This window comes from Arthrobacter sp. Y-9 (assembly GCF_029690065.1).
Taxonomy (GTDB): domain Bacteria; phylum Actinomycetota; class Actinomycetes; order Actinomycetales; family Micrococcaceae; genus Arthrobacter_E.
The window spans coordinates 2,468,884-2,493,323 of record NZ_CP121463.1; the positions used below are offsets into that span (position 1 = coordinate 2,468,884).

Consider the following 24,440-nt stretch of genomic DNA (forward strand, 5'->3'; position numbering starts at 1 on the left):
GAGTCTCCTCGATCAGTGCCGGACGATGGAACGCAAGAGCCTCAATGCTACCGAGAGAGACGCCATGTCGTCCTTCTCGAGCGAGTTGACCTCTTCGAACATGTTCCGCGCCCGCATCAGCTGCTCGGCGTTCCGGTCCTCCCACTGCGCCAGACGGTCGTCGGCCGCGGTCTCACCCTTGCTGACGCCGAGCACCGACGTGGTCATGTCGGCGACCGTCGAGTAGAGGTCGTCGCGCAGCGCGGCACGGGCCAAGGCCTGCCAGCGGTCATCCCGCGGAAGCGCACTGATGCGCTCCAGCAGGGAGTCCACGTGGAAGCGGTCGAACACCGTGTAGTACACGCGTGCCACATCGTCCATGTTCTCGCCGGTCTGACGGGAGATCCTGGCCATCTCCAGCAGCGGGAAGCTCTCGAAGAGTTCCGCCCACCGGATGCCGAGTTCGTCCGGCAGACCCCAGGAGCTGGCGCGGGTCCGCCAGGCCTCGAAGCGCACCAGGTCCTCGCCGCGGAGGTAATCCGCGAGGCGGCCACGGAGGGCGGCGACTTTGGGACCGAAGTCCGCCACGATGTCCGCCACCGGAGCGCTGGTCGCGCCGTCGGCCACGAGCCAGCGCACCGCGCGGTCGAGAAGACGACGGATGTCCAGGTGCACCGTGGTCCAGTGCGCGGTGGGGAACGACGCCGGCAGGCTGTTCAGTGCGTTGAGCATCTCCGGGAGCTTGTAGATCTCGCGGAGGGCGATGAACGCCTTCGCCACGGCGGACTCGGTGGCCGAGGTCTCCTCGATGGCGCGGAAGGCGAACGTGATGCCGCCGACGTTGATCATCTCGTTGGCCACCACGGTGGCGATGATCTCGCGGCGCAGCGGGTGGCTGTCCAGCTCGGCGTCGAAACGCTCCGCCAGAGCCTTCGGGAAGTAGGCCCGCAGCGTGGAACCGAACCACGGATCGTCCGCGAGGTCACTGTCGCGCAGAGCGTCGGCGAGTTCGATCTTGGCGTAGGCGGCGAGGACCGACAGCTCCGGAGAGGTGAGACCCTGACCCTGTGCCAGACGCTGGCGCAGAACCTCGGTGGACGGCAGGGCCTCCAGCTCGCGGTTCAGATCGGCCTTCACGTCCAGCCAGTCCATGAGGCGCTCGTAGCTCGGGCTCCACTCGGCGACCCGCGTGCGGTCGTTGAGCAGCAGGATGTTCTGCTCGATGTTGTCTTCGAGCACCAGCTCGCCGACCTCGTCCGTCATGGACGCCAGGAACGCTGCGCGTTCCGCCGGATCGAGCTTGCCGGCCGACACCATGCGATCGATGAAGATCTTGATGTTGACCTCGTGATCGGAGCAGTCGACGCCGGCGGAGTTGTCGATCGCGTCCGTGTTGAGGATGACGCCCTGCAGGGCCGCCTCGATCCGGCCACGCTGGGTCATGCCCAGGTTGCCGCCCTCACCGACGACCTTGACGCGCAGGTCGCGCCCGTCGACGCGGATGCCGTCGTTCGCCTTGTCACCCACCTCGGCGTGGCTCTCGGTGCTGGCCTTGACGTACGTCCCGATGCCGCCGTTGTAGAGGAGGTCGGCCGGTGCCAAGAGGATCGCCTTGAGGAGTTCCGGCGGGCTCATGGACTCGGTGCCGTCGGGCAGGCCCAGAGCCACGCGGACCTGGGGCGAGATCGGGATCGACTTCGCGGAACGCGGGAACACACCGCCCCCGGCACTGATCAGATCGCGGTTGTAGTCATCCCAGGACGAACGCGGCAGCTCGAACAACCGCTTGCGCTCAGCGAAGGAGGAAGCCGCATCCGGCTGGGGGTCCAGGAAGATGTGCCGGTGGTCGAATGCGGCCAGGAGCCGGATGTGCTCGGACAGCAGCATGCCGTTGCCGAACACGTCGCCGGACATGTCGCCGACGCCGACCACGGTGAAGTCCTCACTCTGCGTGTCGAGGTCCAGCTCGGAGAAGTGACGCTTCACGGACTCCCACGCACCGCGGGCGGTGATGGCCATGGCCTTGTGGTCGTAGCCCACGGAACCGCCGGAAGCGAAGGCGTCGCCCAGCCAGAAACCGTATTCGGCCGAGATGGCGTTCGCGATGTCGGAGAAGGACGCGGTGCCCTTGTCCGCGGCCACCACCAGGTAGCTGTCATCCGCATCGTGGCGGACGACGTCGCGCGGTGCCACCACGTGCTCACCGTTGGAGTCCGTCACGAGGTTGTCCGTGATGTCCAGCAGACCGCGGATGAAGGTCTTGTAGCTTTCGATGCCCTCGGCCATCCAGGCGGAGCGATCCACCGACGGGTCCGGGAGCTGCTTGGCGAAGAAGCCGCCCTTGGCGCCGGTCGGGACGATCACGGCGTTCTTGACCATCTGTGCCTTCACGAGGCCGAGGATCTCGGTCCGGAAGTCCTCACGGCGGTCGGACCAGCGCAGGCCGCCACGGGCCACGGCGCCGAAGCGCAGGTGGACACCCTCGACCCGGGGCGAGTACACCCAGATCTCGAACGCGGGCCGCGGGAAGGGGAGACCTTCGATGCCGGCCGGGTTGAGCTTGAAGCTGAGGTACTCCTTGCCCTGGTAGTAGTTGGTCCGGAGCGTCTGATCGATGAGGTTGATGAACGTCCGCAGCACTCGGTCGGCGTCGAGCGTCGCGACCCCGGCCATGGCCTCCTCCAGCGCAGCGTGAGCCTGCTCGACGGCGACGGCGCGGCCGTCGTCGTCGAGCTCGCCGCCGGCGGTGGGCAGGGCGGGATCGAAGCGGGCCTCGAACAGCGCCACCAGACCGCGCGTGACTTCGGCGTTGGCCAGCAGCGTGTCGGCGATGAAGCCGTACGAGTTGGTGTTGCCCATCTGCCGCATGTACTTGGCGTAGCTGCGCAGGATCAGGACCTGGCGCCAGGTCATGCCTTCGGCGAGCACCAGGCGGTCGAAGCGGTCGGATTCGATGGTGCCGTTCAGCGCCGCGGAGAACGACTCGGCGAGCAGGCTGCTGCTGGCCAGCGGATCGGTCCCAGCCGGGTACTTCAGGCCGAGGTCGTAGAGGAAGAAGTCCTGGCCATCCTTGGTCTCGATCTCGAACGGACGCTCATCGAGCACCTCGAGACCCAGGTTGTGGAAGACCGGCAGGATCTTGCTGAGGCTTCGCGGTGCGAGCAGGTAGATCTTGACGCGGGCATCCTCCTCGAGGATCTCGCCGGCGCCTTCCGGAAGGTACGCGTGCAGCTGGATCTGCTGCTCGACGGCCTTCTCCCCGCCCTGCGTCGCCGCGTGGGCGAGGCAGTCCTCGAAGCGCTGGATGTCCAGCAGGGCGTCCTCCACCTCGTAATCGACGCGGTAGCTGGCCGGGAAGGCGTCGCTCCACTGGGAGGCCAGGCGCTCCGCGGTCGCCTCCGGGTAATTCTCGCCGAGGACCTCGCCCAATCCTTCGGACCAGGAACGGGCGGCGCGCACCAGGCGCTCTTCGAGGCCATCGGTGTCGAAGGCACTCAGATCGGCGCCCTTCGGCAGCCGGATGCGGAAGAATACGCGGGCGAGGGCCGACTCGCTCATCCGGGCCTCGAAGTCGATCGAGACCGCGTCGAACGTGCGGGTCAGCTCGTCCTGGAGGCGCAGGCGCACGGATGTCGTGTACCGATCCCGCGGAATGAAGACCACCGCGGACATGAACCGCCCGTAGATGTCGGGGCGGAGGAAGAGGCGCGTCCGGCGGCGCTCTTGCAGCAGCATGATGGCCTGGGTGGTGGCGACGAGTTCCGGCACGTCCATCTGGAACAGCTCGTCACGGGGGTAGGTCTCCATGATGCCGAGGAGATCCTTGCCCGAGTGCGACTCCGTGGGGAACCCGGAGGCTTCGAGGACGGCGCGCACCTTGTCCTTGATGATCGGGATCGTCCGCACGGAGCCCGTGTAGGCGTTGGTGGAGAAGAGCCCGATGAAACGGCGCTCACCGGTCACGTTGCCCGCGGCGTCGAAACTCTTGATGCCGATGTAATCGAGGTACGCGGCGCGGTGCACGGTGGACCGCGAGTTCGCCTTGGTGATCACCAGCGCGCGCTTCTCGCGGGCCTTGGACCGGCCGGAATCCGTCAGGTGCTGGATCTTCGGGGAATCGCCGAGGCTCCGCATGAGGCCGAGACCGCCCTCTTCGTGGGCCTCCAGGACGTCCTCGCCGTTGACGTCCAGGAGGTCGTACTCGCGGTAGCCGAGGAAGGTGAAGTTGTCGTCCTCCATCCAGCGCAGCAGCGCCTGGGCGCCGGCGACGTCCTGGATGCCGGCGTCGGCGGGAAGCTGGCCCAGCTCATCGGCGACCTCGGAGGCCTTGTCGCGCATCTTCTGCCAGTCTTCGACCGCGGTGCGGACATCGTGAAGGACCTTCTCGAGTCCGGTCACCAGCTCCGCGGCTTCCTCCTCGTCAGCCCGGTCGATCTCGACGGCGATCCACGACTCGAGGCGCGTGGTGGAACCTTCCGCGGCGACGAACGAGGCGAGCGAGGGGATGGCGGCGGTGTCACCGCTGGTCTGGCCCACGTGTGCGGGGACCTGGGAGATCTTGCCGGCTTCGTGGGTGTCGGAATCACGCTGCACGACGAGCATCGGGTGCACCACGAGGCGGATGGCGCGGTGCTGGCGGACCAGCTCGGCGACGACGGAGTCGACCAGGAACGGCATGTCGTCCGTGACGATCAGGACGACGCTGCATCCGGGTTCGGTCCGGACTTCCACCAGGGCCTGCTCCGGGGAGCGGCGGCTCCCGAGCCCGTGGTGGGCCAGCGCACGCTCGCGGAGCACGTCCGCGTCGTAGCGCGCCCGGTCCTCGGGTGCGAGGTGCTGGTAGTAGTTGTCCAGGAAAGTGTCGACCGTTTCCTTGGTCATCGTCGGATTGCTGTCTGCCAGCGACACGTTGCACGCCTCCAGGGAGAATGATTCACCGCTTCATTGCGGTCTTAGTGGCGAGCCTAGCGCGATCCTGCGCGCCGCGTCGTGGCGTAAAACACAGAGGATTTCCGAGAACGCTGTGCAGGTGCACAAACCAATGTTCGGACCGCCCGACGCAGTTCGGAGTGCGGCGCGGACTCCGCCAGAACACTCCCCTGCCGCAGAGCGGTGTCCGCAACCAGCGGGGTGAATGGGAGAAATGAAGCGATCGGCAGGGAGGGACCGAAACGTTCCCACGCTTCCCGCAGTTGGCGCTCCGGGAAGCGTCCCACGGCGTCCTGCCGCACCTTGTTCATCAGCACAACCGCTTCAGCCTGCGCCGCAGCCTCGAGCAGAGCCGGCACGGCACGCACCAGACGGGGCAATCCCACAGCAGTGGCCTCCCCCACCGCGTAGACCCTTTCCGCCGCTTCCAAAGCTACGAGAGTGGCCGCATTTCGCCGGGGCGCCATGGTGTCGAAGCTGAGTTCCTCGTCGGCCTCCAGACAGAAGCCCACGTCGATGACCACGTGGTCATAGAGGGCGGAACAGAGGTCCAGAACGATCGCGAGCGCGGGCCCGCGGAGCTCGGTCCACCGTTCCGGCCGGGTGAGGCCACTCAGCACGTCCAGGGATCCCGTCCCCAGTGCGAGCGGCACCCGGAGGCGTTCGAGCGCCGTCGCATCGAGTCTGCCCTGGTCCGCCAGACGGCACGCCTGGGCGAGACCGGCCGACTCGTCCAGGAGTCCGAGGTGTGCGGCCACGCTCGCACCGTAGGAGTCGGCGTCGAGCAGTGCGACACGGCGCCCCTCCATCGCGAGTTCGGCCGCGATGTTGACCGCCACCGTCGTCCGTCCCGGCGCTCCTGCAGGCCCCCAGACCACAAGGACGCAGGGCGGTCCCGCCGGATCCTGCGCCGTGTGCTGTCGATGCCGGCGCCCCTCGGTGGCCGTTCCGGCACCGGCGGCGTTGCCCCGCATTCCCACCACTTGACTTCGACCGCCCACCGGGCGGCCGGCGGGGTCTCCACCGGCGTCCGCGGACCCGTCCACCGCGGATTCCGGCGGTCGGCCGGTGCTCTGGTGGGGAACCCGCGCCCAGGAACTCCCCGGCGTCGCCCTCGGCCCGGACGCGCCGTCGTCGTTGGCCGCACGCGATGAATCCACCTGGCGGCCCACCACGTCCAGAGCCGTCGAGAGCGATTCCTCCACCTGCGCCACCTCAGCGTCGGGAGGCAGGGTCAGCGCTCCCACGCGCGCCAGCCGCTCTCGTTCCGAAGGATCACCACTCAGCACCAGCACCACGACCCCGAGAGCTCTCAGTCGGTCGACCGTGGTGGCGTCCAGCGCCAGATCGCCTCCGGCGAAGAGCGCCACCTGCGCCAGGCCGGCCTGACAGGCACCCATCAGTTCCTCAAGGCTCTCGCTCCGCCTGACCACCGTGAACACGCCGCGTCGCGCCCCACTCAGCCTCTCTGCGAGTTCCGCCGATCCGCTGCCATGAGCGGCGATGCTCACTGTCATGAAGCGTGCCCCGCAGGATTCCAGACCAGCGAGATCCTGGACTTGTTGGCCTGCGCGGCGAGAACCTGGGATAACTGGCCGTCAGGGATGAGCACGATCACCACCTGAGAGGCATTCGCACCGAACGTCTGCTGGTTCTGCACCACTTTGACCACGTCTCCCGCCCGGACGAGAAGGTGAGGTTCCTTGAATCCGTTACGCTCGTCCGGAGCGGCGACCCACAGGTCCGCGGCGGCGCCCTCCTGCAGTTGCTCCGGAAGTACGCCCTCCACCGGAACGGCGACCGGCTTGCTGGTGAGCGTGCGGGCTGCGGCGATGCTGCTGGTGGGGACGAGCTGCCCCTTTCCGACGAACGCCGTCGCGATCATCCCCTCTGGAAACGGCTGGTCCGCGCGGAGGTACTGCGTCTCCGCACCTCCAAGTCTCATGGTGGAGCGCTCGAAGTCGGCAGCCACGAGGTGATCACCCGCCGGGATCCCCTTCCGTGCCACGTAGACCTCGATTCCCCGGTCGAGGCTGGCGACCAGCGAGATCGTGCCCGCGGTGGACAGCAGGACCAGAAGAAGTCCCAGGAGAAGACGAGGATCCTTCCACGAGGGCTTTCTCAGGCGGCTCACGGCGGCGTCGCTCATGGAACTCTCCAATCCATCGAAGGGAACACATCACTTTCCCGGGTGATTATTCATGAAGAGTGACGCAATTCTCTGTCGAGTGACACCGCATGATCCCGGTCTGTGGATAACTGACCTTCGCGCCGATCCACAAGATGGCAGAATGGGTTCATGCGCCGCTTCCTGACCCTCGCCGACGTGGAGGAGATCCTCCAGATCAACTCCTCGCAGGCCTATGCGCTCGTCAGGAGTGGGCAATTGAAGGCCATCCGGATCGGCGGACGCGGTGTCTGGCGAGTAGAGGCCGAGAAGCTCGAGGAGTACATCCAGGAGCAGTACGAGCAGACGAGGCTCAGCATCGAGAACTCCGCTTCCCCCTCGGAGAGCCCCACTTCCAGCTGAGGTCCGGCTCCACCGGACTCCGGGCGTCAGAGGGCGCCGAACACCCCTGCCCCCGCTCCGCTCTGGAGCGCCCTGAAGGCGGCCAGGGGAATCGTGTGGACCGCGTGCCGCCCTCCGGCCTCCATGGCCCGGTCCGCCTCCCAGAGATCCAGAAAGTCGGCGCCGACCCGCGCGATCACCCCGGACCGCACCGGGGATCCCTGGCCGTCGGAGCTCAGGAACACCCGGACCGCGGACCGATCACGGGACACCGTCCTCAAGGCGGATGTCACGCCCAGTCTTTCCCACAGGGCCCCTTCGGCAGGAGGAGCGGACGCGCCCACCCCTGTCGCCGACAGGATCGACGGAGTGAAGATCAGCCAGTCGGAGGCGCTCTCCTCCACGATCAGCCAATCGCTGCCGACCCGTCGCACCACCCCTTCCAGTCGACCCACGCCGGCCACCTCCAGGGTGACGACACGACCCTCGGCACCCCTCAGGCGGTCACGGAACCGCACACGAGCGAACTCGGCGCGTTCCATTTCGGCCGCACTGGATTCTCTCTCCAGGCGCAGAGCCTCATCCACTTGAGCTTCGATGTCTCCGAAGAGCAGTCCCCAGCGCATGGGATCACCGTAGAAGGGACGCCCTGTCATTCAAAAGTCACACTGTTTGAAACACACTCTGGACAAACGCCCTCAGCCGGATCAAGATGGATCTACTTTCATCAAATCGCATCAAATGACATCAAAGGAGAGGTTGATGAAGCTCGCGCAGCCTCAGCACCGCCACATGCCTTCAGGAACCAGGGCAGATGCCGTGGTGTCCTTGTACGTCCTCGGTGTGGGAGCCGGCTTGATGCTGATCGGCTGGTTCAATCGCTCAACAGGCTCGGCACACCCCGGCTGGGCCACCTCGGACCTGCCCGACCAGCGGGTGGAGACACTGGTGGGTTCGATCGTTTTCTGGGCGGGGTCGGCGACAGTGGTCTGGTGGCTGCTGTCCATGGTGATGGCCTTCCTGTCCGCCGCCTCGGAAATGCGTGGGCGCCGAACGCCGTCTGACCAGCTGGGCAAGTGGTCGCCGGCGTTCATGCGACGCCTGGCACTGGCGGTCCTGGGCCTCAGTCTCCTCGGCAGCACCGGAGCCCAGGCCGCCGTCAGTGCCGCACCGAGTACCGTCCTCGCGGATTCGCCCGTTCACCCCGCCTCCTCGCCGCAGCCCCGCCATTCGACGTCGCCGGTACGGGAAGGTCTCCTGGATTCGTTGAGCGGCGCGCACGGAACGAACACGCCGACAGAGTCCGCCTCGCACACCCTCGAGGAGCGGTCCCTTGAGCCGACGTGGTCGGACGGAGTCTCCGAGACGGACATACCCCCGGAGCCGAGGGCCCGGGCTCACGGCAACTCCGCGAAAGGTGTCTGGTCCCCCGCCCCCTCGGACGGGCCGGGTTCGCTGGATCCTGGCTGGACACCTTCGGGCGGCCTCCCCGAGGCGGGCCATCTGGCGGCAGGGCCGCGGCGATCCCCTGCGGCCCATCCATCCGCACCGCGGGAAGTCGAAGTCCGGTCCGGTGATTCCCTCTGGATTCTGGCGGCCCGCGAGCTGGGCCCCGGAGCCACGGACGTGGAGATCGCCAGGTATTGGCCCCGCTGGTATGCCGCCAATCGCGACGTGATCGGTGGCGACCCGAACCACCTCTTGCCGGGAACGGTCCTCACAGTGCCGGACAGGCGATGACGCGGCGGCTTCTCCACCCTGCCGTGATGACGGCACCCCGACACCAACGTTTTCGAAGGAGAACATCCCATGACACCGCCTGCATCAACACCTGCCGAGGCTGGAGCTCCTCCCCCAGCAAGTCCGCACCGATCACCCAGAACGGGTGATGGCCGTGCGGAAACCCTCCGGACCATCACGCCTCCACGATCGATCCCGCCCCAGCCTCTTCCCGTGTCCCTCGACGACGCTCGAAGGCTGCATCAGCTCAAAGGGCAGGTCCATCGCCTGGTGCAGGCCATCATGGAGGCGCTGAACGGCACACGGCCGCTTCAACAGTTGTCGCGCTGGATGGAACCTCCGCTGTTCTCATCGCTTCAGCTCCGCAGGGCCCTGGTCCAGGAATGTCAGGAACACTTCGGGCGGGATCGCCCGTCACCCTACGCGGACGCCCATGTGCAGAGCGTCCACGCCCAATGCGTCACGCCCCTGGTCCTCGAGGCCACCGCCGTGGTCCGTTGCCGTCAACGCACGAGGGCCGTCGCGATCCGGATGGAAGCACGGCGTGTTTCCTGGATCGTGACGGCCCTCGAGATCGGGTGACCACTGGACGGTTTCCCGACCCGGCGATTAATCCCGGCGACTAGCGACGCTTGCGGTTGCCCTTCTTGCCACCACTGCGGGCGGGGTTGCCGGACCGTGCGTCACGAGTGGCGTCCGTCGCGGAGTCCTTCCGCTCGACGTGGGTCTCCGTCTCGCCATCCTCACCCGGAGCGGAGTACTGCAGCTGCGCGGGCTGTTCCGGAGTCTCCAGGCCTGCTGCATGGATGTGCGGCTCCGACGTGGCCTCGGCGGCGGGAGTCTCGGTGACCTCCACCTCCAGGTTGTAGAGGAAGCCGACCGACTCCTCGCGGATACCGGCCATCATGGCCTGGAAGAGCGTGTATCCCTCGCGCTGGTACTCCACCAGCGGGTCGCGCTGGGCCATCGCGCGGAGCCCGATGCCTTCCTTCAGGTAGTCCATCTCATACAGGTGTTCCTGCCACTTGCGGCCGATCACGGAGAGAACGACACGGCGTTCGAATTCGCGCATGTTCTCGCTGCCGAGCTGCTTCTCCCGTGCCTCGTAGGCGAGACGCGCGTCGGAGAGGATCTCGTCCTTGAGGAAGGCAGCGGTGACGCCGGCCTTGCCACCGGCCTCATCGAAGATGTCCTTCTGGCTCAGGGTCATCGGGTACAGCGTCTTGAGGTTGCTCCACAGGAGGTCGTAGTCCCACTCCTCGCTGTGTCCCTCGGCTGTGGCGTCATCGATCACCGCGTTGATGGTGTCCTCGAGGAAGAACTGCACCTTTTCGTGCAGATCGTCGCCCTCGAGGATCCGGCGACGGTCGCCGTAGATGGCCTCGCGCTGGCGGTTCAGGACGTCGTCGTACTTGAGCACGTTCTTCCGCTGCTCAGCGTTGCGTCCTTCGACCTGGCCCTGGGCCGAGGCGATCGCACGGGAGACCATCTTGGACTCGAGCGCGGTCTCGTCGTCCAGGGTCGAAGCCATCAGACGTTCCGCCGCACCGGAGTTGAAGAGGCGCATGAGGTCATCCGTGAGCGACAGGTAGAAGCGGGACTCACCCGGATCACCCTGACGGCCGGAACGGCCACGGAGCTGGTTGTCGATACGACGGGACTCGTGACGTTCCGTGCCGAGCACATACAGACCGCCGAGTTCCAGGACTTCCTCGTGCTCGTCCTTGACCGCCTTCTTCGCGGCTTCCAGAGCCTCAGGCCAGGCGGCCTCATACTCTTCGGGATGCTCCTCGGGGTCCAGCCCCCGCGCCTTGAGCGCAGCGACCGCGGTGAACTCGGGGCTGCCGCCGAGCATGATGTCCGTACCGCGACCGGCCATGTTGGTGGCCACGGTCACGGCGCCCTTACGGCCTGCCTCGGCGACGATCGCGGCTTCGCGAGCGTGGTTCTTGGCGTTGAGGACTTCGTGACGGACGCCCTCCTTGGCCAGCTTCTGGGAGAGGTACTCACTCTTCTCGACGCTGGTGGTGCCCACCAGGACCGGCTGGCCCTTCTCGTGACGCTCGACGATGTCCTGCACGACGGCGTCGAACTTGACCACTTCGTTCTTGTAGACGAGGTCGGGCTGATCGATGCGCTGCATCGGCCGGTTCGTGGGGATCGGCACCACGCCGAGCTTGTACGTGGACATGAATTCGGCGGCCTCGGTCTCGGCCGTGCCGGTCATGCCGGAGAGCTTGTCGTACATACGGAAGTAGTTCTGCAGGGTCACGGTCGCCAGAGTCTGGTTCTCAGGCTTGACCTCGACCTTCTCCTTGGCCTCGATCGCCTGGTGCATGCCTTCGTTGTAGCGGCGGCCGGCGAGCACACGCCCGGTGTGCTCATCGACGATGAGGACTTCGCCGTCCATGACAACGTAGTCCTTGTCGCGCTTGAACAGCTCCTTGGCCTTGATCGCGTTGTTCAGGAACCCGATGAGCGGGGTGTTCGCGGATTCGTAGAGGTTGTGGATGCCGAGGTAGTCCTCCACCTTGGCGATGCCGGACTCGAGAACACCGACGGTGCGCTTCTTCTCGTCGACCTCGTAGTCGCGGCCTTCCTCGAGTTTCTGCACCAGCGAAGCGAACTCGCCGTACCAGCGGTTGGCATCGCCCTGGGCCGGGCCGGAGATGATGAGCGGCGTACGGGCCTCATCGATCAGGATGGAGTCCACCTCATCGACGATCGCGAAGTTGTGACCGCGCTGCACCAGTTCGGACTTGTCCCACGCCATGTTGTCGCGCAGGTAATCGAAGCCGAACTCGTTGTTGGTGCCGTAGGTGATGTCCGCGTCGTACTGGACCTTGCGCAGAGCGGGATCCTGATTGGCCAGGATGCAACCGCTGGTCAGGCCTAGGAACCGGTACACGCGGCCCATCAGTTCGGACTGATATTCAGCGAGGTAGTCGTTGACCGTGACGACGTGCACGCCCTTGCCGCTCAGCGCGTTCAGGTACGCGGGAGCGGTGGCCACCAGGGTCTTGCCTTCACCGGTCTTCATCTCGGCGATGTTGCCGAGGTGCAGCGCGGCTCCACCCATGAGCTGGACGTCGAAGTGCCGCATGCCCAGGGTTCGGGCTGAAGCCTCACGGACGGCGGCGAAGGCCTCCGGCAGCAGCGCGTCGAGGGACTCGCCGTCCTCATGGCGTTCCCGCAGCCGGTCCGTCTCAGCACGGAGTTCGGCATCGGTGAAGCCTGTGAAGGAATCCTCAAGTGCATTGATGGCGTCCGCATAGTTGCGGAGACGCTTGAGCGTCTTCTTGTCGCCGGTGCGCAAGAGTTTTTCAAGAAGTGAGGCCACGTGCGGGTACTCCCAATCGATACGCGTGTCTTGGCATGCCGTTCACGGCGTGTTCAGTCTACGTGAGACACGTGTGGGAACCGCCCAGGGTTCCCGCTTGCAGGGTCGAATGCGCCTACAGCGAACGCTTCAGCCGGGCGGTGAAGTCGTCGCTTCCCTCGACCTCGACCGATTCCAGTCCCAGCCAGGACGCCATGGTCTCCAGTTCCCCGGCCAGCCGGGCCGCCGTGTCCGACGGAGCCGTGGGCTCCTCGTAGGCGCCGCGCACCAGCAGACGCGACGCCGCGCGATCCGCTTTCAAGTCGACCCGTGCGGCCATGGTGTCCCGGAGCAGGAACGGCAGCACGTAGTACCCGTAACGGCGGCGATGGGCGGGCGTGTAGATCTCGATCCGGTAGTGGAAGCCGAAAAGCCGTTCCAGGCGGGTGCGCTCGAACACCATCGGATCGAACGGACTCAGCAAGGCCTGCCCCGCGGAGGCCCGCGGAAGCTTCACCCCGAGATGACGGTACAGCCCGCTCCCCCAGCCGTCGACGTCCACGGGGCGCACGACGTCGCGCGCGGCCAGGCGCTCGAGGGCCTCGGCCACCGGCCGGACCGGCAGCCGGAAATAGTCCGCGAGGCACTTCACCGTGCCGACGCCGTGTGCTCTGGCGGAAGCCTCCACCAGGAGATCGAGGGAGGACTCCCGGGCGGCAGGATCATGGAAGTCGGGCCCCTGAAGGGAATCCAGGAGGGGGAAGGCCCGGGCGGTCAGGGTGTAACGGCGTTCGAACTGTTCCGTCCGGCCGGCAGACGTGACCTCGCCGCGGGCGAAGAGGTACTCCAGCACCACCTTCACGGCGTTCCAGTTCCAGCCCCAGTGGTCGTTGCGCTTCTCTTCGACGTGGCCGAGGCGCTCCGTGAGCTGGGACGCGGTCAGTGGCCGCGAGCGCCCGAGCACGTCCAGAATGCTCTCCCGCAGTTCTTCACGCTGACCGGCGTCGAGGTGCTCGGCGCTCACCCAACGGCGGCGCTGCCAATGGCGCAGGGCTTCGAAATGGGCCGGCTGGATGAAGCTCGCCTCGTGTGCCCAGAACTCCATCGTGCTCCGCGGAGCCTTCTGGGACATCCGGTCCACCAGGGCCTTGTCGTACGCTCCCAGCCGCGAGAAGAACGGAAGGTAGTGGCTGCGGGACAGGACGTTGACCGAGTCGATCTGCACCAATTGCATCTGAGCGAAGGAACGGCCCACCGACCTCGCTGTGGCGGGGCCGGTGGGCCGTTCCTTCGAGAGTCCCTGTGCCGCCAGTGCGATTCTCCTCGCCTGGGCGAGAGTCAGCGTTTCCGGCACGGTGCTCCTTGTCTGTCCTGCGCGCCACCTCTGGCGCGCACTTCCGTCAGGCGACGACCACCGCGTCCTCATCGTCGGAGCGGTAGGCGTGGATCTTCTCCTGGCCCTCGGCTTCCGTGCATTCAGGGTCGAGGGTGATGACGCCGTAGGTCCATCCCGTGCGACGGTACACCACGGAATGCTGTTCGGTCTCCTTGTCCACGAAGAGGTAGAAGGCGTGGCCCACGAGCTCCATGTTGTCCACGGCCTCGTCGACCGTCATGGTCGTGGCGGGGAAGACCTTCCGGCGGATCAGCACGGGCGAATCGCCCGCGGGGATGTCGTTGGGGATCTCATAGGGTGCCGGAGGTTCAGGGGATTCAGGCGCCGGTGGTTCCAGGCTCGCGGTCGCTTCATGCACCGCTTGTGGAGTGTGCCTGCCGTGATGGACCTTCCGCCTGTCCTTGGCACGGCGCAGGCGCTCGAGGAGCTTGCCATAGGCCAGGTCGAAGGCCGCGAACTTATCACCCGAAACAGCCTCGGCCCGGATCACCGGGCCACGTCCCAGAACAGTGACCTCGACGGTGAGATCGTTATCCGCCGACCGGGAGTGGGCTTTCTTGGAGACCTTCGTGTCGATCCGCTGGACCTTGTCGCCCAGCGTCTCCAGCTTGGAGAGTTTCTCGCTCGCGTACTCGCGGAAACGGTCCGATACAGTCACGTTGCGGCCGCTGATCATGAACTCCATGGTGTCCTCCACAGTGTTTCGGTGGCACGACGACGGCTGGTTCCTGGGGCCGGTCTGTTTGACAGTCGAGCCCCTTTCCGAGCCGCTATCGACAGGTACCTTCTTGGCTTGGTACCCAGTACTGACGTTAGTGGATAGCGCTCAGTAATTCATCCCTTGTTCACTTATTTCTTCCTGGGAACTCCCCCGGTCCGAGGGCGGCCTCGCTGCGGCGAGCACCACCGCCCCGAGGACTCTCGCACCGGCCTCCTCCAGGACCCGGCCCGCCTCATCCAGCGTGGCGCCGGTGGTCAGGACATCGTCCACGAGCACACAGTCGGCGCCCTTCAGCGCATCGGCCCGGTGGACGACCCTGAAGGCCCGGGACAGTCTCATGCTGCCGGACAGGCGTGCTCTGCGGGCCGAGGCGCCGAGTCCCTTCTGCCCGTTTCCCGGCCGCGGCAGGGTTTTCCGGAGCGCCCGGCCCACCCTCTTCAGCACCGGGGCCTGGTTGCCGTCATGTCGTGGTCGGGCGCCGCGCACGGCCGCGCGCGCCACGCGTTCCGAAACGCCGCGGACGGCCAGCGCCGGCATCATTCCGCAGTCGGTCGGAAGCCCGGCGGCAGCGGCGCAGCGCACGACGAGGGCCAGGGGGTCGAAGCCACGTGTGCGGAAAGAGGCCCCACTGCCCGGCACCGGCACGAGCCACATCGGACGCGGAGCCTCCTGCCGTCCGGTGGCGGGTGCGGCCCCTCGGGGAAACGCCCAGATCGCGCGGTGCAGCAGAGCCCCGAGTTCGCGCGACAGTTCACGATGGCCGAGGCGCTTCTGGGTCAGGATCACCTGCGAGAGGACCCCCGCGTAGTCGGCGGCCGTCAGCACCGTCCAGTCCGGACGGCCCGCGAGTGCCGGCGCCCGGTCCCCCACGGGGAACGGCGCCAGGCCGTGGCGGTGGAGTTCGCGCCGGCACGCGGGACAGAGCATGACCTCGGGCAGCCCGCAGGCCGCGCATTCGGCGCCCGTGACGAGGCTGGCCATGGAGGTCAGGCCCGCGAGGAGCCCACCCACCGCGCGTGACAGTCCGGTCCGAGGCGCCGCGCGTCGACCGCTGGGCGAAAGCCGGCCGGCGGGCAAGAGCCGGCCGGCGGGCAAGAGCCGGCCGGCGGAAGGCAACCGTCCGCTGGCAGAGACCGGAGAGGTGAAGGAGTCCATGGGACGATCCTGGGCGAGAACCGTCCGCGGTGGAACACACAGCTCGTGCATGTGGATATCGATCCACACAAGGCACGGATCAGGTCGTCCAGACGTCCCTCAGCCGGCGAACTTCGGGTCCTTCACACCCGCACCCTGCTGGACCCAGGTGTTGCCCACCCGCTGAGCCAGCCCGGTGGCCGTCTGCACGTAGATGTCCTGGACGCCGTTGCCGACGCTGATCCCGCGCAGGCCGACGACGTCGGACAGTTCCTGGGCCTGGAAGCTCCGCAGCGACAGCAGCACGGGCGATTCGGCGCCGGAGCCCGAGGTGTTGGCCACGAGCACCTGGGTGTCGCTGACCCAGGCGCCCTGGGTGACGTTCTTCCCGTCGGAGAGCGGCAAGGGCGTGGTCAGGCCACGGGGCGTGCCGTCCGCGCTGCGGATGACCCCGGCGATGAGGACCTTGGTGCCCTCCCCCGAGCCGGTGAGGATCAGGATCCTGGTGCCGTCCCGTGAAAGCTGAGCGTCCTTGACGGTCTGCCCGCGCAGCCAGTCCGGGGTGAGCGTCACGGAGGCCGGCGGAGCGGGACCGAAGGCATTGTCCGAGTTGAACGCGGTGAGCTTACCGCCTGCGGTGCCGCTGTTACCGCTCCAGACCCAGCCCTGCGGATCGAAGCTCGGCCGGAGCAGCTCCGTGCCGTCAAGGACTTCCTTCAGCGTTTTGCCGGCGCTGGCCATGTACAGGGCCGAGCGCTGCTGGTTGAGGAAGGCGAAGGTGTCCTGTGTGTAGGACACGGCCGGATTGCGAGGGTTGTACTCCGCGGTGTCCAGCCCCTTCACCCTTTCGGCCTTGTTGTTGTCGTAGATCCCGAGCTGTTTCTGCAGCACGGACACCTGCCACGAGGGGACCGTGGCGTTCAGGATGGGAGGGACCACGGAGTCGGAACCGTCCATGGTCAGCGCCGTGGAACCCGCCAGAAGCTGGACACTGACCACCGAGGCGGGCGCGCGCAAGGCGATCGTCAGCTGGTTCAGCATCCGGTGCCGGTCCGTCACGGAGCTCTGCAGCAGTTCCGCCGTGAGGTCCACCTGTGCGGTGCCGGACACGATCGGCACCGAGTCCTTGGCGAGCCGGGTCCCATCCGGGAACGCGCTGACCACGGCCCCCTTCAAGTGGGGCGCCGGCCCGGCGAGGACCGCCTTGACGATCGACGTGGCCGTGCTGGAACCGCGGATGAACCAGCGCACATCGGGGACCGCGTATCGGAAACTGGGGTCGTAGAAGTAGAGCGTGTAGGGGTTGTACCGGCGCTGGAAGACATCCTGAGGGATGACCGTCCCGCCGGCGAGCTGGCTGATGCGCCATTCGCCGTTGACCTGGGCCAGCGTCAGCGGCACCCGACGGTGGGTGCCCTTCGGGTGGGTGGTCACGATGCCCTGGCCGTCCACCTCGTAGGCGAGGTCGAGGTCATAGACGTACTCGTTGGCCTTGGCCCCGCGCTCCACCTTCGCGGAGCGGTACACCAGGGTGCCCACCTCCGCCTTCCACGTGGTCGACGCACTCTGCGACAAGTACAGGCGGGCCACCTGGTAATCGTCGGCGTCACTGCTGCCCGCGTTGTAGAAGCCCTCGATGATCGAGTCCTGCGATCCGCCGGGCGTCGGGGGCTGCGGATAGTAGTTCTGCGCGTCCTTGGCCTGGGGCGCCGTGTCGCCCTGGCTCTTGCCCACCGGTCCGGAGCGCGGGATCGACGCGCAGCCGCCTGCCGCCACCAGCACGACGACGGCGAGCACCAGCGCGAGGGCCTTCCGCACCGACGGCGCGCCCCGTCGTCGTCCGGCAAGCCGTCGTCCGGCAATCCGTCCGCGACTGACCGCACCCTGCGCCGTGGTCACGGCCGCGGAGTCCGCGGCTGCCGCGCCGGACCGTCTCGGTTCCACGGAATGTCCTTTCACCGGGAGTCCTCCCGCCCGATCTCCTCGACGTGGTGTTCGGCGATTCCGGACCCGGCCGGAAGGGCGGGCGGCAGGAAGCGCGGAAGGCTTACGGGCGCTTCAGCGGGCTGATAGTTGTCCACCGGCAGCGGGGATTCGACGATCGTGCCGCCGACCTTGAGCGGGAGGGTGAGCCGGAAGGTGCTGCCGTCGCCTTTGCGGCCACGCGCCTCGAGCCAGCCGTTGTGGAGCTTCGTGTCGGCCAGGGCGATGGACAGGCCCAGGCCGCTGCCGCCGGTCGATCGGGCGCGCGCCGGGTCGGCCCGCCAGAAGCGGTCGAACACCCGGGCCGCCTGGGCCGGGTCCAGTCCGAGACCGTAATCCCGCACGGTCACCGCCGCCGCATCGTCGTTGGCGGCGACCATCACGTCGATCCGACGGCCTTCGCCGTGCTCCAGGGCGTTGAGCAGCAGATTCCGGAGGATCCGCTCGATCCTCTTGGCATCCATCTCCACCACGACACCCTCCGGCGGCGCGGTGAGGTGCACGGCCGAGCCGTACTCCTCCGCGACCGGCTCGGCGCCCTCGATCACGCGTCCCATGAGCGCGGCGAGGTCGAGTGGTTCGGCGTCGAGCTGCGCGGCTCCGGCGTCGTAGCGGGAGATCTCCAGGAGGTCGGCCAGCAAGGACTGGAACCGCTCCACCTGGGTGTGCAGCAGCTCCGCGGAGCGCTTGTTGATCTGGTCGAAATCGTCCCGCGACTCGTACAGCACATCGGCCGCCATGCGGACCGTGGTGAGAGGCGTCCGCAGCTCATGGGACACGTCCGAGACGAAGCGCTGCTGCATCTGCGACAGCGTGTTGAGCTGGGTGATCTGTTCCTGCAGGCTCGCCGCCATGTGATTGAACGAGGCGCCCAGACGGGCGACCTCGTCCTCGCCCTTGACCAGCATCCGTTCCTGAAGCTGACCGGCCGCGAGGTTCTCGGACACGTGCGCGGCATGGCTGATGGGCCGGACCACGGCGCTCGTCACGTACCAGGCGAGCACCCCGATCAGGACTACGAGGACTCCGGCGCCGATGAGGAGCACGTTCTGGATGTCGTTCAGGGTCGTCTCGGCCGAGGAGATGTCGTAGATCAGGTACAGCTCATAGACGCTGCCGTTGAAGGACACCTTGTTGCCGATGACGATGGCGGGATCGGTCCCACCCGGGACGGGCAGCGCGGTGGAGGCCCAGTACTGCTCGTGGCCGGCCTTCTGGACCGCCTCGCGCAGATCATCCGGGAGGACGCTCAGCCCGATGTCGGTGGAACTCCGCGAGTCCACCCAGCGGGTGCGCGGCTGGGTCTGGTCCGGGACGGCCAGGAAGATGAACCGCCGGTTCAGCTGGGTGCCCCTGCTGTCCAGCGCCGCGAGGGTGTCCCCCACGAGCTTCTGCACCGAGTCGAGGTCCGTGACCTGAGCGCCGTCGAACGTGTTCTGAACAGTGGCGACACTGCTCCGAGTGTCGTTCTCCGCCTGGTGCAGACGCTCCTGGAAGAGATTGCTGGCGATCTGGCTGCTGAGGTACGCGCCCACGGCCACCAGGGCCACGGAGGCGAGCAGCACCGTGACGAGCACCGTGCGGAACTGGAGCGAACGGCGCCAGCGGTGGATGATGGACCGGCCGAGCCAGGTCACGCCGCGCCAGAGGAGCCGCGCGGCGCGGCGCAGCATCGCCAGCGCCCGGAGTCCGAAGAGCCGGACGAGACGCCCGCTCCGTCCGCCGTAGCGTTTCAGAACCCCGCTGGCGTCCTGGGTCTCCGGCACGACGGCGGCCGCCTCCGTCTGCGTTCCCCCGGCAGGGAGGGTGGTCGCGTCCGTCACACGCACCAGGGCCTTGCCCGGCACGGCGGTCGCGGAGCCGACGGAGGCGCCGGCAGGTGAGGAACCAGCGGAGGCGCCGGGATCAGGAACCGGCTTTGTATCCGACACCACGCACCGTCAGGACGATCTCCGGGGACTCCGGGTCCTTCTCGATCTTGGACCGCAGCCGCTGGACGTGGACGTTCACCAAACGGGTGTCCGCGGCGTGACGGTAGCCCCAGACCTGCTCCAGGAGCAGCTCACGGGTGAACACCTGCCAGGGCTTGCGGGCCAGGGCCACGAGAAGGTCGAATTCCAGCGGGGTCAGGGAGATCGGCGCCCCGGCACGGGTCACGGTGTGACCGGCCACGTCGATGGACACGTCACCGATCTTGAGGGTTTCGGGGGCCTTCTGGTCGCCCGGGCGCAGGCGGGCGCGCACACGGGCCACGAGTTCGGCGGGCTTGAACGGCTTGGGGACGTAATCGTCCGCGCCGGACTCCAGACCCCGGACCACGTCCGTGGTGTCCGACTTGGCGGTCAGCATGACGATCGGGACGTCGGACTCCGCCCGGATGGCACGGCAGACCTCGATGCCGTCCGAGCCGGGCAGCATGACGTCCAGCAGGACGAGGTCCGGCTTGGCGCTGCGGAAGGCGCTGAGCGCCTGGGCGCCGTCTGCGCAGAAGCTCGGGTCGAAGCCGTCGTTGCGCAGCACGATGCCGATCATCTCGGCCAGTGCCTCGTCGTCGTCAACTACCAGAATGCGTCCCTTCATGGCACCCATCTTCCCTTAACGGCCATGGCTTTGTCGTATCCGTGTCCTCAGCGGTGATTCGCCCGGTCAGGACGCGATCGACTGCTCCAGCGAGTCCGCCAGCGCGGTGACGCGCTGCAGGGTCCGAAGGGCCTCCTGAGGGGTCCGGCTCCAGCCGCCCCGTTCGGACACGAACCGCGATTCCGGCAGGAGCCGCAGCCGCGGCACCAGCGAGGACGGCAGCCCCAGATCGCGGTACGTCCTCAGCAGCGAGTCCGCGAGCGCCGTCGTCGTGCGCGCCTCCTGGCCGGGCGCGACCGTCAGCGGCACGCACTCCGCCCACATGGTCCTCCCGCCTTCCAGAAGCCCCGCGAGCCGTTCCCATTGCCGGGTGGTGAGGGTGGCCGTCTTGAGACCCACCCCGTCCGCGCCCGCCTGCACGATGCGCTCCAGTGGCGCTTCCACCCCGGGAACGGCGATGGCGACCTCGGCGGCGCCCGCGGAGTGCAGCGCGTCCACGAGCCAACGCCAGGAGGCGGTCACCTCCTCGCCGGGCAGGGAGCGCAGGGTGCGGTAGCCGCTCGCGGTGGGGATGGTGCCGGCGAGCGCCTCGGTCACGAGGGGCTCCTCCACGACGACGGCGATCTCGGCACCGGGGACCGCACGCCGGGCGGCGGCCACGTGGTCCAGGACCCCCTCCGCGAGGGCCTGCGCCACATCGCGGCGTGCACCGTGGTCGGAGATCACGCGTTCGCCATGGTGCAGATACAGCGAACCCGCGAGGGTCACGGGCCCGAGCAGCTGGAGCTTGAGGGGCCCGGGCGCGGCCTCCTCCTCCCCGGCGACGTCGGCGAGCACCTGCAGATCCGTGGCGAGCGCCGACAGCGCACGGCGATGATCCGCGGAGCCGGTCTCACCGAGGCGCCAGCCATGGGGCTGCACATCGGCCGACAGCCCGACGAGGAGCGCGGCGCTCCGTCCAGTGGCGTCGGAGCCGACACCCCGGGACGGCAGCTCGGCCAACGGAGCCGCGTGCGGTGCTCCGAGTTCCCCGCGCAGGGCCCGCGTGGCTTCGAGCGGGTCGGTCCCGGGCCAGGGGCCGTGGGCGGACCCGATCACGCGGGCGCCGCTCAGGCCCCGCTGCTCGGCGGTCACGCCGGGGAGCCGGCCTGCCCGGCCTGGCGCTCGTGATCGGCGGAGATGGCTTCGTGGTGCCGGATGACCTCACTGATGATGAAATTCAGGAACTTCTCGGCGAAGGCGGGATCGAGGTGGGCCTCCGTGGCGAGGGCGCGCAAGCGGGCGATCTGCGCCGCCTCACGGCCCGGGTCCCCGGCGGGCAGCTTGTGACGGGCCTTGAGCACGCCGACACGCTGCGTGGCCTTGAACCGCTCTGCCAGGAGGAAGACGAGGGTGGCATCGATGTTGTCGATGCTGGACCGGATGGTGAGGAGCTCGTCCATGACACTCTGGTCCACTTCCCCGGCGAGCGAGCTCGCTTCGGGATCGAAATCAAAGGCCTGGCTGATGTGATGCTCCGCGGTCATGGGAACCAGTTTACTGACGCGGACCGGCAACCACGGCGGATGTCCGCTGAGTGGGACGGGCGAGGCGGGACCCCGAAGGTCCTCAAGCCCGCCCTCCCGGCGCCCCGCCTCAGAGTTCGGCGCGCTGCAGGGAACGGGCCTTGTCGATGGTCGCCTGACCCAGCACGCGCGAGCCCTGGTAGAGGACCACTGTCTGGCCGGGGGCGACGCCGCGGAGAGCCTCGTCGAGCGTCACAACGAGCTGCGGCACGCCGTCGCGCTCCTCGACCCGCGCACGGGCCGGGACGGGGTCGCCGTGCGCCCGGACCTGGGCGTGGCAGGGGAAGTCCTCGCCCGTGGCGACCTCGGCGATCGGGAGGCCGGCCCATGAGATCTTGATGCCGCGGATCTCGTCGATGGCCAGGAGGGCCTGCGGACCCACCACCACGGTGTTCTCCTTGGGCCGGATCTCGAGAACGAAGCGCGGCTTGCCGTCGGGCGCCGGGCGGCCCAGCTTGAGGCCGCGGCGCTGTCCGACGGTGAACGCGTTGGCGCCGCCGTGCTCGCCGACCTTCGCGCCGGTCTCGTCCAGGATGTCCCCCGGCTCCATCTCGATCTTCTCAGCGAGCCAGCCGGCGGTGTCGCCGTCGGGGATGAAGCAGATGTCGTGGCTGTCCGGCTTGTTGGCCACGGAGAGGCCGCGGCGCTCCGCCTCGGCCCGGACCTCGGCCTTGGACGGGGTCTCGGCCAGCGGGAACATGGCGTGCTTGAGCTGCTCGTGGGTGAGCACGCCCAGGACGTAGGACTGGTCCTTGGCCCAATCGGCGGCGCGGTGAAGTTCGCGGTTGCCGTTCTCGTCCTCGATCACCTTGGCGTAATGCCCCGTGCAGACGGCGTCGAAGCCGAGGGCGACGGCCTTCTCGAGGAGCGCGGCGAACTTGATGCGCTCGTTGCAGCGCATGCACGGGTTCGGGGTGCGGCCCGCGGCGTACTCGTCGATGAAGTCCTGGACCACGTCCTCCTTGAACCGCTCCGAGAAATCCCACACGTAGTACGGGATGCCGAGCACGTCGCAGGCGCGGTAGGCGTCGCGGGAGTCCTCGATCGTGCAGCAGCCGCGGCTTCCGGTCCGCAGCGTGCCGGGCATGCGGGACAGCGCGAGGTGTACGCCGACGACGTCGTGGCCGGCCTCGACCGCCCGTGCTGCGGCGACGGCGGAGTCGACTCCGCCACTCATGGCTGCTAGAACTCGCATACCGGCTTTCTCATCAGGTTTCTCGGGGAGGGAGCGTGGAAGGACGCGCACCGCGAGCGGTCTGCGCGTACTTCCATCTTAACGCCCCCGGCTGAGCGGTATTCCCGGAAAAGCCCGCGACCGCTCAGGCTCCACTCCCCCGCGCGACCGTCGCGGCCGTCTGGATGCTCGACTCATGACCGGCCATGCCCGCCTTGCGAGCCTGGGCGAACGCGCCCGGCAGGGCCTTGAGCAGGGCGTCGACGTCGGCGTCCGTCGTCGTGTGCCCCAGGCTGAACCGCTGGGCGCCGCGCGCCGTCTCCTCGTTGAGCCCCATCGCCAGCAGCACATGGGACGGTCGCGGAACGCCCGCGGTGCACGCGGAACCGGTCGAACTCTCGACGCCGGACATGTCGAGCAGGAAGAGCAGCGAATCCCCTTCACAGCCCGGAAACGTGAAATGCGCGTTGGCCGGAAGGCGTCCCGGGCCCGGCGCGCCGCGGAGAACGGCCTCGGGCACAGCGGCCCGAACACCCTCGATGAGACGGTCGCGGAGCGCGGAGAGCCTGGCACCTTCCTCGTCCAACGCCTGCGCGCAGGCGGTCGCGGCCGCTGCGAAACCCACGATCGAGGCGGTGTCCAGCGTGCCGGACCGCACATCGCGTTCCTGTCCCCCGCCGTGCTGCACGGGGACCAGTTTCACGTCGCGGCGCAGGAACAGCGCCCCGACGCCCACTGGCCCCCCGATCTTGTGGCCGCTGACGCTCATGGCGGCCAGCCCGGAGTCCCGGAATCCCAGCGGCAGCGCGCCGAACGCCTGCACGGCGTCGGAGTGCACCGGGACCCCGGCGGCCTGCGCGAGTTCCACCACCCGCCGGATCGGCTGGATGGTCCCCACTTCGTTGTTGGCCCACATGACGGTGACGAGCGCGATCGACTCCGGGTCTCGCTGAAGTTCCGCTTCCAGGGCCGCCAGATCCAGGAGGCCCTCCCCGTCCACGGGGAGCCAGGTCACCTCGGCGCCCTCGTGACGCTCCAGCCACTCGACCGTGTCCAGGACGGCGTGGTGCTCGATCGTCGAGCACAGGATGCGCACCCGGCGGGAATCCTCGGCCCGGCGCTGCCAGAAGAGCCCCTTGACCGCCAGATTGTCCGCTTCAGTGCCGCCCGAGGTGAAGATCACCTCGGACGAGTGCCCGCCACCGGCCGCGGCAATGGCCTCGCGGGCCTCCTCGACGGCGCTCCGGGCCCGGCGTCCCGCGCCGTGCAGCGAGGACGGGTTGCCGGTGCGCGTCAGCTCACGCGTCATGGCTGCGAGCGCGGCGGGATGGAGGGAGGTGGTGGCGGCATGGTCGAGATAGACAGGCACATCACCAGTTTAAGTCCGCCGTGACGGCCGCGGAGCGCCGGC

The 24,440-nt window shown here is 68.0% G+C and carries 18 protein-coding genes; 3 read left to right on the top strand and 15 right to left on the bottom strand.

Annotated features, from left to right (window positions below):
• Positions 1 to 12: 12 nt before the first annotated feature.
• From P9849_RS11110 to P9849_RS11120, 3 genes are all read right to left on the bottom strand, one after another.
• A complete protein-coding gene (locus P9849_RS11110) occupies positions 13 to 4,860 on the bottom strand; it encodes an NAD-glutamate dehydrogenase (protein WP_278266856.1) in 4,848 nt (1,615 codons plus the stop codon).
• Positions 4,861 to 4,943: 83 nt separating this feature from the next.
• Positions 4,944 to 6,308 (bottom strand): P-loop NTPase, encoded by a 1,365-nt coding sequence (locus P9849_RS11115; protein WP_278266857.1) that lies wholly within the window; start codon positions 6,306 to 6,308, stop codon positions 4,944 to 4,946.
• A 113-nt stretch (positions 6,309 to 6,421) separates the two neighbouring features.
• Positions 6,422 to 7,057: a hypothetical protein gene (locus tag P9849_RS11120; protein ID WP_278266858.1), complete on the bottom strand. Its 636-nt coding sequence runs from the start codon at positions 7,055 to 7,057 to the stop codon at positions 6,422 to 6,424.
• A 150-nt stretch (positions 7,058 to 7,207) separates the two neighbouring features.
• Here P9849_RS11120 and P9849_RS11125 point away from each other — a divergent pair, with 150 nt between their 5' ends.
• The gene (locus P9849_RS11125; RefSeq protein ID WP_278266859.1) at positions 7,208 to 7,438 is read left to right on the top strand and encodes a helix-turn-helix domain-containing protein; all 231 of its coding nucleotides are present in this window, start codon (positions 7,208 to 7,210) and stop codon (positions 7,436 to 7,438) included.
• A 26-nt stretch (positions 7,439 to 7,464) separates the two neighbouring features.
• Here P9849_RS11125 and P9849_RS11130 read toward each other — a convergent pair whose 3' ends face one another.
• Positions 7,465 to 8,073, bottom strand: a complete 609-nt coding sequence (locus P9849_RS11130; RefSeq protein WP_278266860.1) for a hypothetical protein — start codon at positions 8,071 to 8,073, stop codon at positions 7,465 to 7,467.
• Positions 8,074 to 8,179: 106 nt separating this feature from the next.
• Here P9849_RS11130 and P9849_RS11135 point away from each other — a divergent pair, with 106 nt between their 5' ends.
• The gene (locus tag P9849_RS11135) at positions 8,180 to 9,157 is read left to right on the top strand and encodes a hypothetical protein (RefSeq protein ID WP_278266861.1); all 978 of its coding nucleotides are present in this window, start codon (positions 8,180 to 8,182) and stop codon (positions 9,155 to 9,157) included.
• Between the two features lie 213 nt (positions 9,158 to 9,370).
• Positions 9,371 to 9,739 carry an Rv3235 family protein gene (locus P9849_RS11140; protein ID WP_278266862.1) on the top strand — a complete coding sequence of 123 codons (369 nt, stop codon included), beginning with the start codon at positions 9,371 to 9,373 and terminating at the stop codon, positions 9,737 to 9,739.
• Between the two features lie 40 nt (positions 9,740 to 9,779).
• On the opposite strand, the gene secA is transcribed toward P9849_RS11140, so the two are convergent.
• From secA to P9849_RS11195, 11 genes are all read right to left on the bottom strand, one after another.
• Positions 9,780 to 12,497, bottom strand: coding sequence for a preprotein translocase subunit SecA (gene secA / locus P9849_RS11145; RefSeq protein WP_278266863.1), 2,718 nt, complete (start codon positions 12,495 to 12,497; stop codon positions 9,780 to 9,782).
• A 115-nt stretch (positions 12,498 to 12,612) separates the two neighbouring features.
• Positions 12,613 to 13,830, bottom strand: coding sequence for a crosslink repair DNA glycosylase YcaQ family protein (locus P9849_RS11150; protein WP_278266864.1), 1,218 nt, complete (start codon positions 13,828 to 13,830; stop codon positions 12,613 to 12,615).
• Positions 13,831 to 13,876: 46 nt separating this feature from the next.
• Positions 13,877 to 14,557: a ribosome-associated translation inhibitor RaiA gene (gene raiA / locus P9849_RS11155; RefSeq protein WP_107004430.1), complete on the bottom strand. Its 681-nt coding sequence runs from the start codon at positions 14,555 to 14,557 to the stop codon at positions 13,877 to 13,879.
• A 141-nt stretch (positions 14,558 to 14,698) separates the two neighbouring features.
• Entirely contained in the window at positions 14,699 to 15,574 is an 876-nt protein-coding gene (locus P9849_RS11160) for a phosphoribosyltransferase family protein (protein WP_278266865.1), read from the bottom strand.
• A gap of 273 nt (positions 15,575 to 15,847) precedes the next feature.
• Complete coding sequence (locus P9849_RS11165) at positions 15,848 to 17,671, bottom strand: LpqB family beta-propeller domain-containing protein (protein WP_278266866.1); 1,824 nt, start codon at positions 17,669 to 17,671, stop codon at positions 15,848 to 15,850.
• An 11-nt stretch (positions 17,672 to 17,682) separates the two neighbouring features.
• Positions 17,683 to 19,383, bottom strand: a complete 1,701-nt coding sequence (gene mtrB, locus P9849_RS11170) for an MtrAB system histidine kinase MtrB (RefSeq protein WP_278269153.1) — start codon at positions 19,381 to 19,383, stop codon at positions 17,683 to 17,685.
• 232 nt (positions 19,384 to 19,615) lie between these two features.
• Positions 19,616 to 20,290 (bottom strand): MtrAB system response regulator MtrA, encoded by a 675-nt coding sequence (gene mtrA, locus P9849_RS11175; RefSeq protein WP_066211108.1) that lies wholly within the window; start codon positions 20,288 to 20,290, stop codon positions 19,616 to 19,618.
• Between the two features lie 66 nt (positions 20,291 to 20,356).
• On the bottom strand, positions 20,357 to 21,424 hold the full coding sequence (locus tag P9849_RS11180) for a hypothetical protein (protein WP_278266867.1): 1,068 nt from the start codon (positions 21,422 to 21,424) through the stop codon (positions 20,357 to 20,359).
• The gene (locus P9849_RS11185) at positions 21,421 to 21,816 is read right to left on the bottom strand and encodes a chorismate mutase (protein ID WP_066211110.1); all 396 of its coding nucleotides are present in this window, start codon (positions 21,814 to 21,816) and stop codon (positions 21,421 to 21,423) included. Before P9849_RS11185 ends, P9849_RS11180 begins: the two co-directional genes overlap by 4 nt.
• A gap of 109 nt (positions 21,817 to 21,925) precedes the next feature.
• Positions 21,926 to 23,032 carry a tRNA 2-thiouridine(34) synthase MnmA gene (gene mnmA, locus P9849_RS11190; RefSeq protein ID WP_278266868.1) on the bottom strand — a complete coding sequence of 369 codons (1,107 nt, stop codon included), beginning with the start codon at positions 23,030 to 23,032 and terminating at the stop codon, positions 21,926 to 21,928.
• A gap of 142 nt (positions 23,033 to 23,174) precedes the next feature.
• Positions 23,175 to 24,398: a cysteine desulfurase family protein gene (locus tag P9849_RS11195; protein WP_278266869.1), complete on the bottom strand. Its 1,224-nt coding sequence runs from the start codon at positions 24,396 to 24,398 to the stop codon at positions 23,175 to 23,177.
• Positions 24,399 to 24,440: the final 42 nt, after the last annotated feature.

Excerpts from the sequence above, each read along its gene's own strand:
- P9849_RS11110 (WP_278266856.1), bottom strand. The coding sequence starts at position 4,860 with ATGACCAAGGAAACGGTCGACACTTTCCTGGACAACTACTACCAGCAC.
- P9849_RS11115 (WP_278266857.1), bottom strand. The coding sequence starts at position 6,308 with ATGGGTGCCTGTCAGGCCGGCCTGGCGCAGGTGGCGCTCTTCGCCGGA.
- P9849_RS11120 (WP_278266858.1), bottom strand. The coding sequence starts at position 7,057 with ATGAGCGACGCCGCCGTGAGCCGCCTGAGAAAGCCCTCGTGGAAGGAT.
- P9849_RS11125 (WP_278266859.1), top strand. The coding sequence starts at position 7,208 with ATGCGCCGCTTCCTGACCCTCGCCGACGTGGAGGAGATCCTCCAGATC.
- P9849_RS11130 (WP_278266860.1), bottom strand. The coding sequence starts at position 8,073 with ATGACAGGGCGTCCCTTCTACGGTGATCCCATGCGCTGGGGACTGCTC.
- P9849_RS11135 (WP_278266861.1), top strand. The coding sequence starts at position 8,180 with ATGAAGCTCGCGCAGCCTCAGCACCGCCACATGCCTTCAGGAACCAGG.
- raiA (WP_107004430.1), bottom strand. The coding sequence starts at position 14,557 with ATGGAGTTCATGATCAGCGGCCGCAACGTGACTGTATCGGACCGTTTC.
- P9849_RS11160 (WP_278266865.1), bottom strand. The coding sequence starts at position 15,574 with ATGGCCAGCCTCGTCACGGGCGCCGAATGCGCGGCCTGCGGGCTGCCC.
- mtrB (WP_278269153.1), bottom strand. The coding sequence starts at position 19,383 with ATGCTGCGCCGCGCCGCGCGGCTCCTCTGGCGCGGCGTGACCTGGCTC.
- mtrA (WP_066211108.1), bottom strand. The coding sequence starts at position 20,290 with ATGAAGGGACGCATTCTGGTAGTTGACGACGACGAGGCACTGGCCGAG.
- P9849_RS11185 (WP_066211110.1), bottom strand. The coding sequence starts at position 21,816 with ATGACCGCGGAGCATCACATCAGCCAGGCCTTTGATTTCGATCCCGAA.
- mnmA (WP_278266868.1), bottom strand. The coding sequence starts at position 23,032 with ATGAGTGGCGGAGTCGACTCCGCCGTCGCCGCAGCACGGGCGGTCGAG.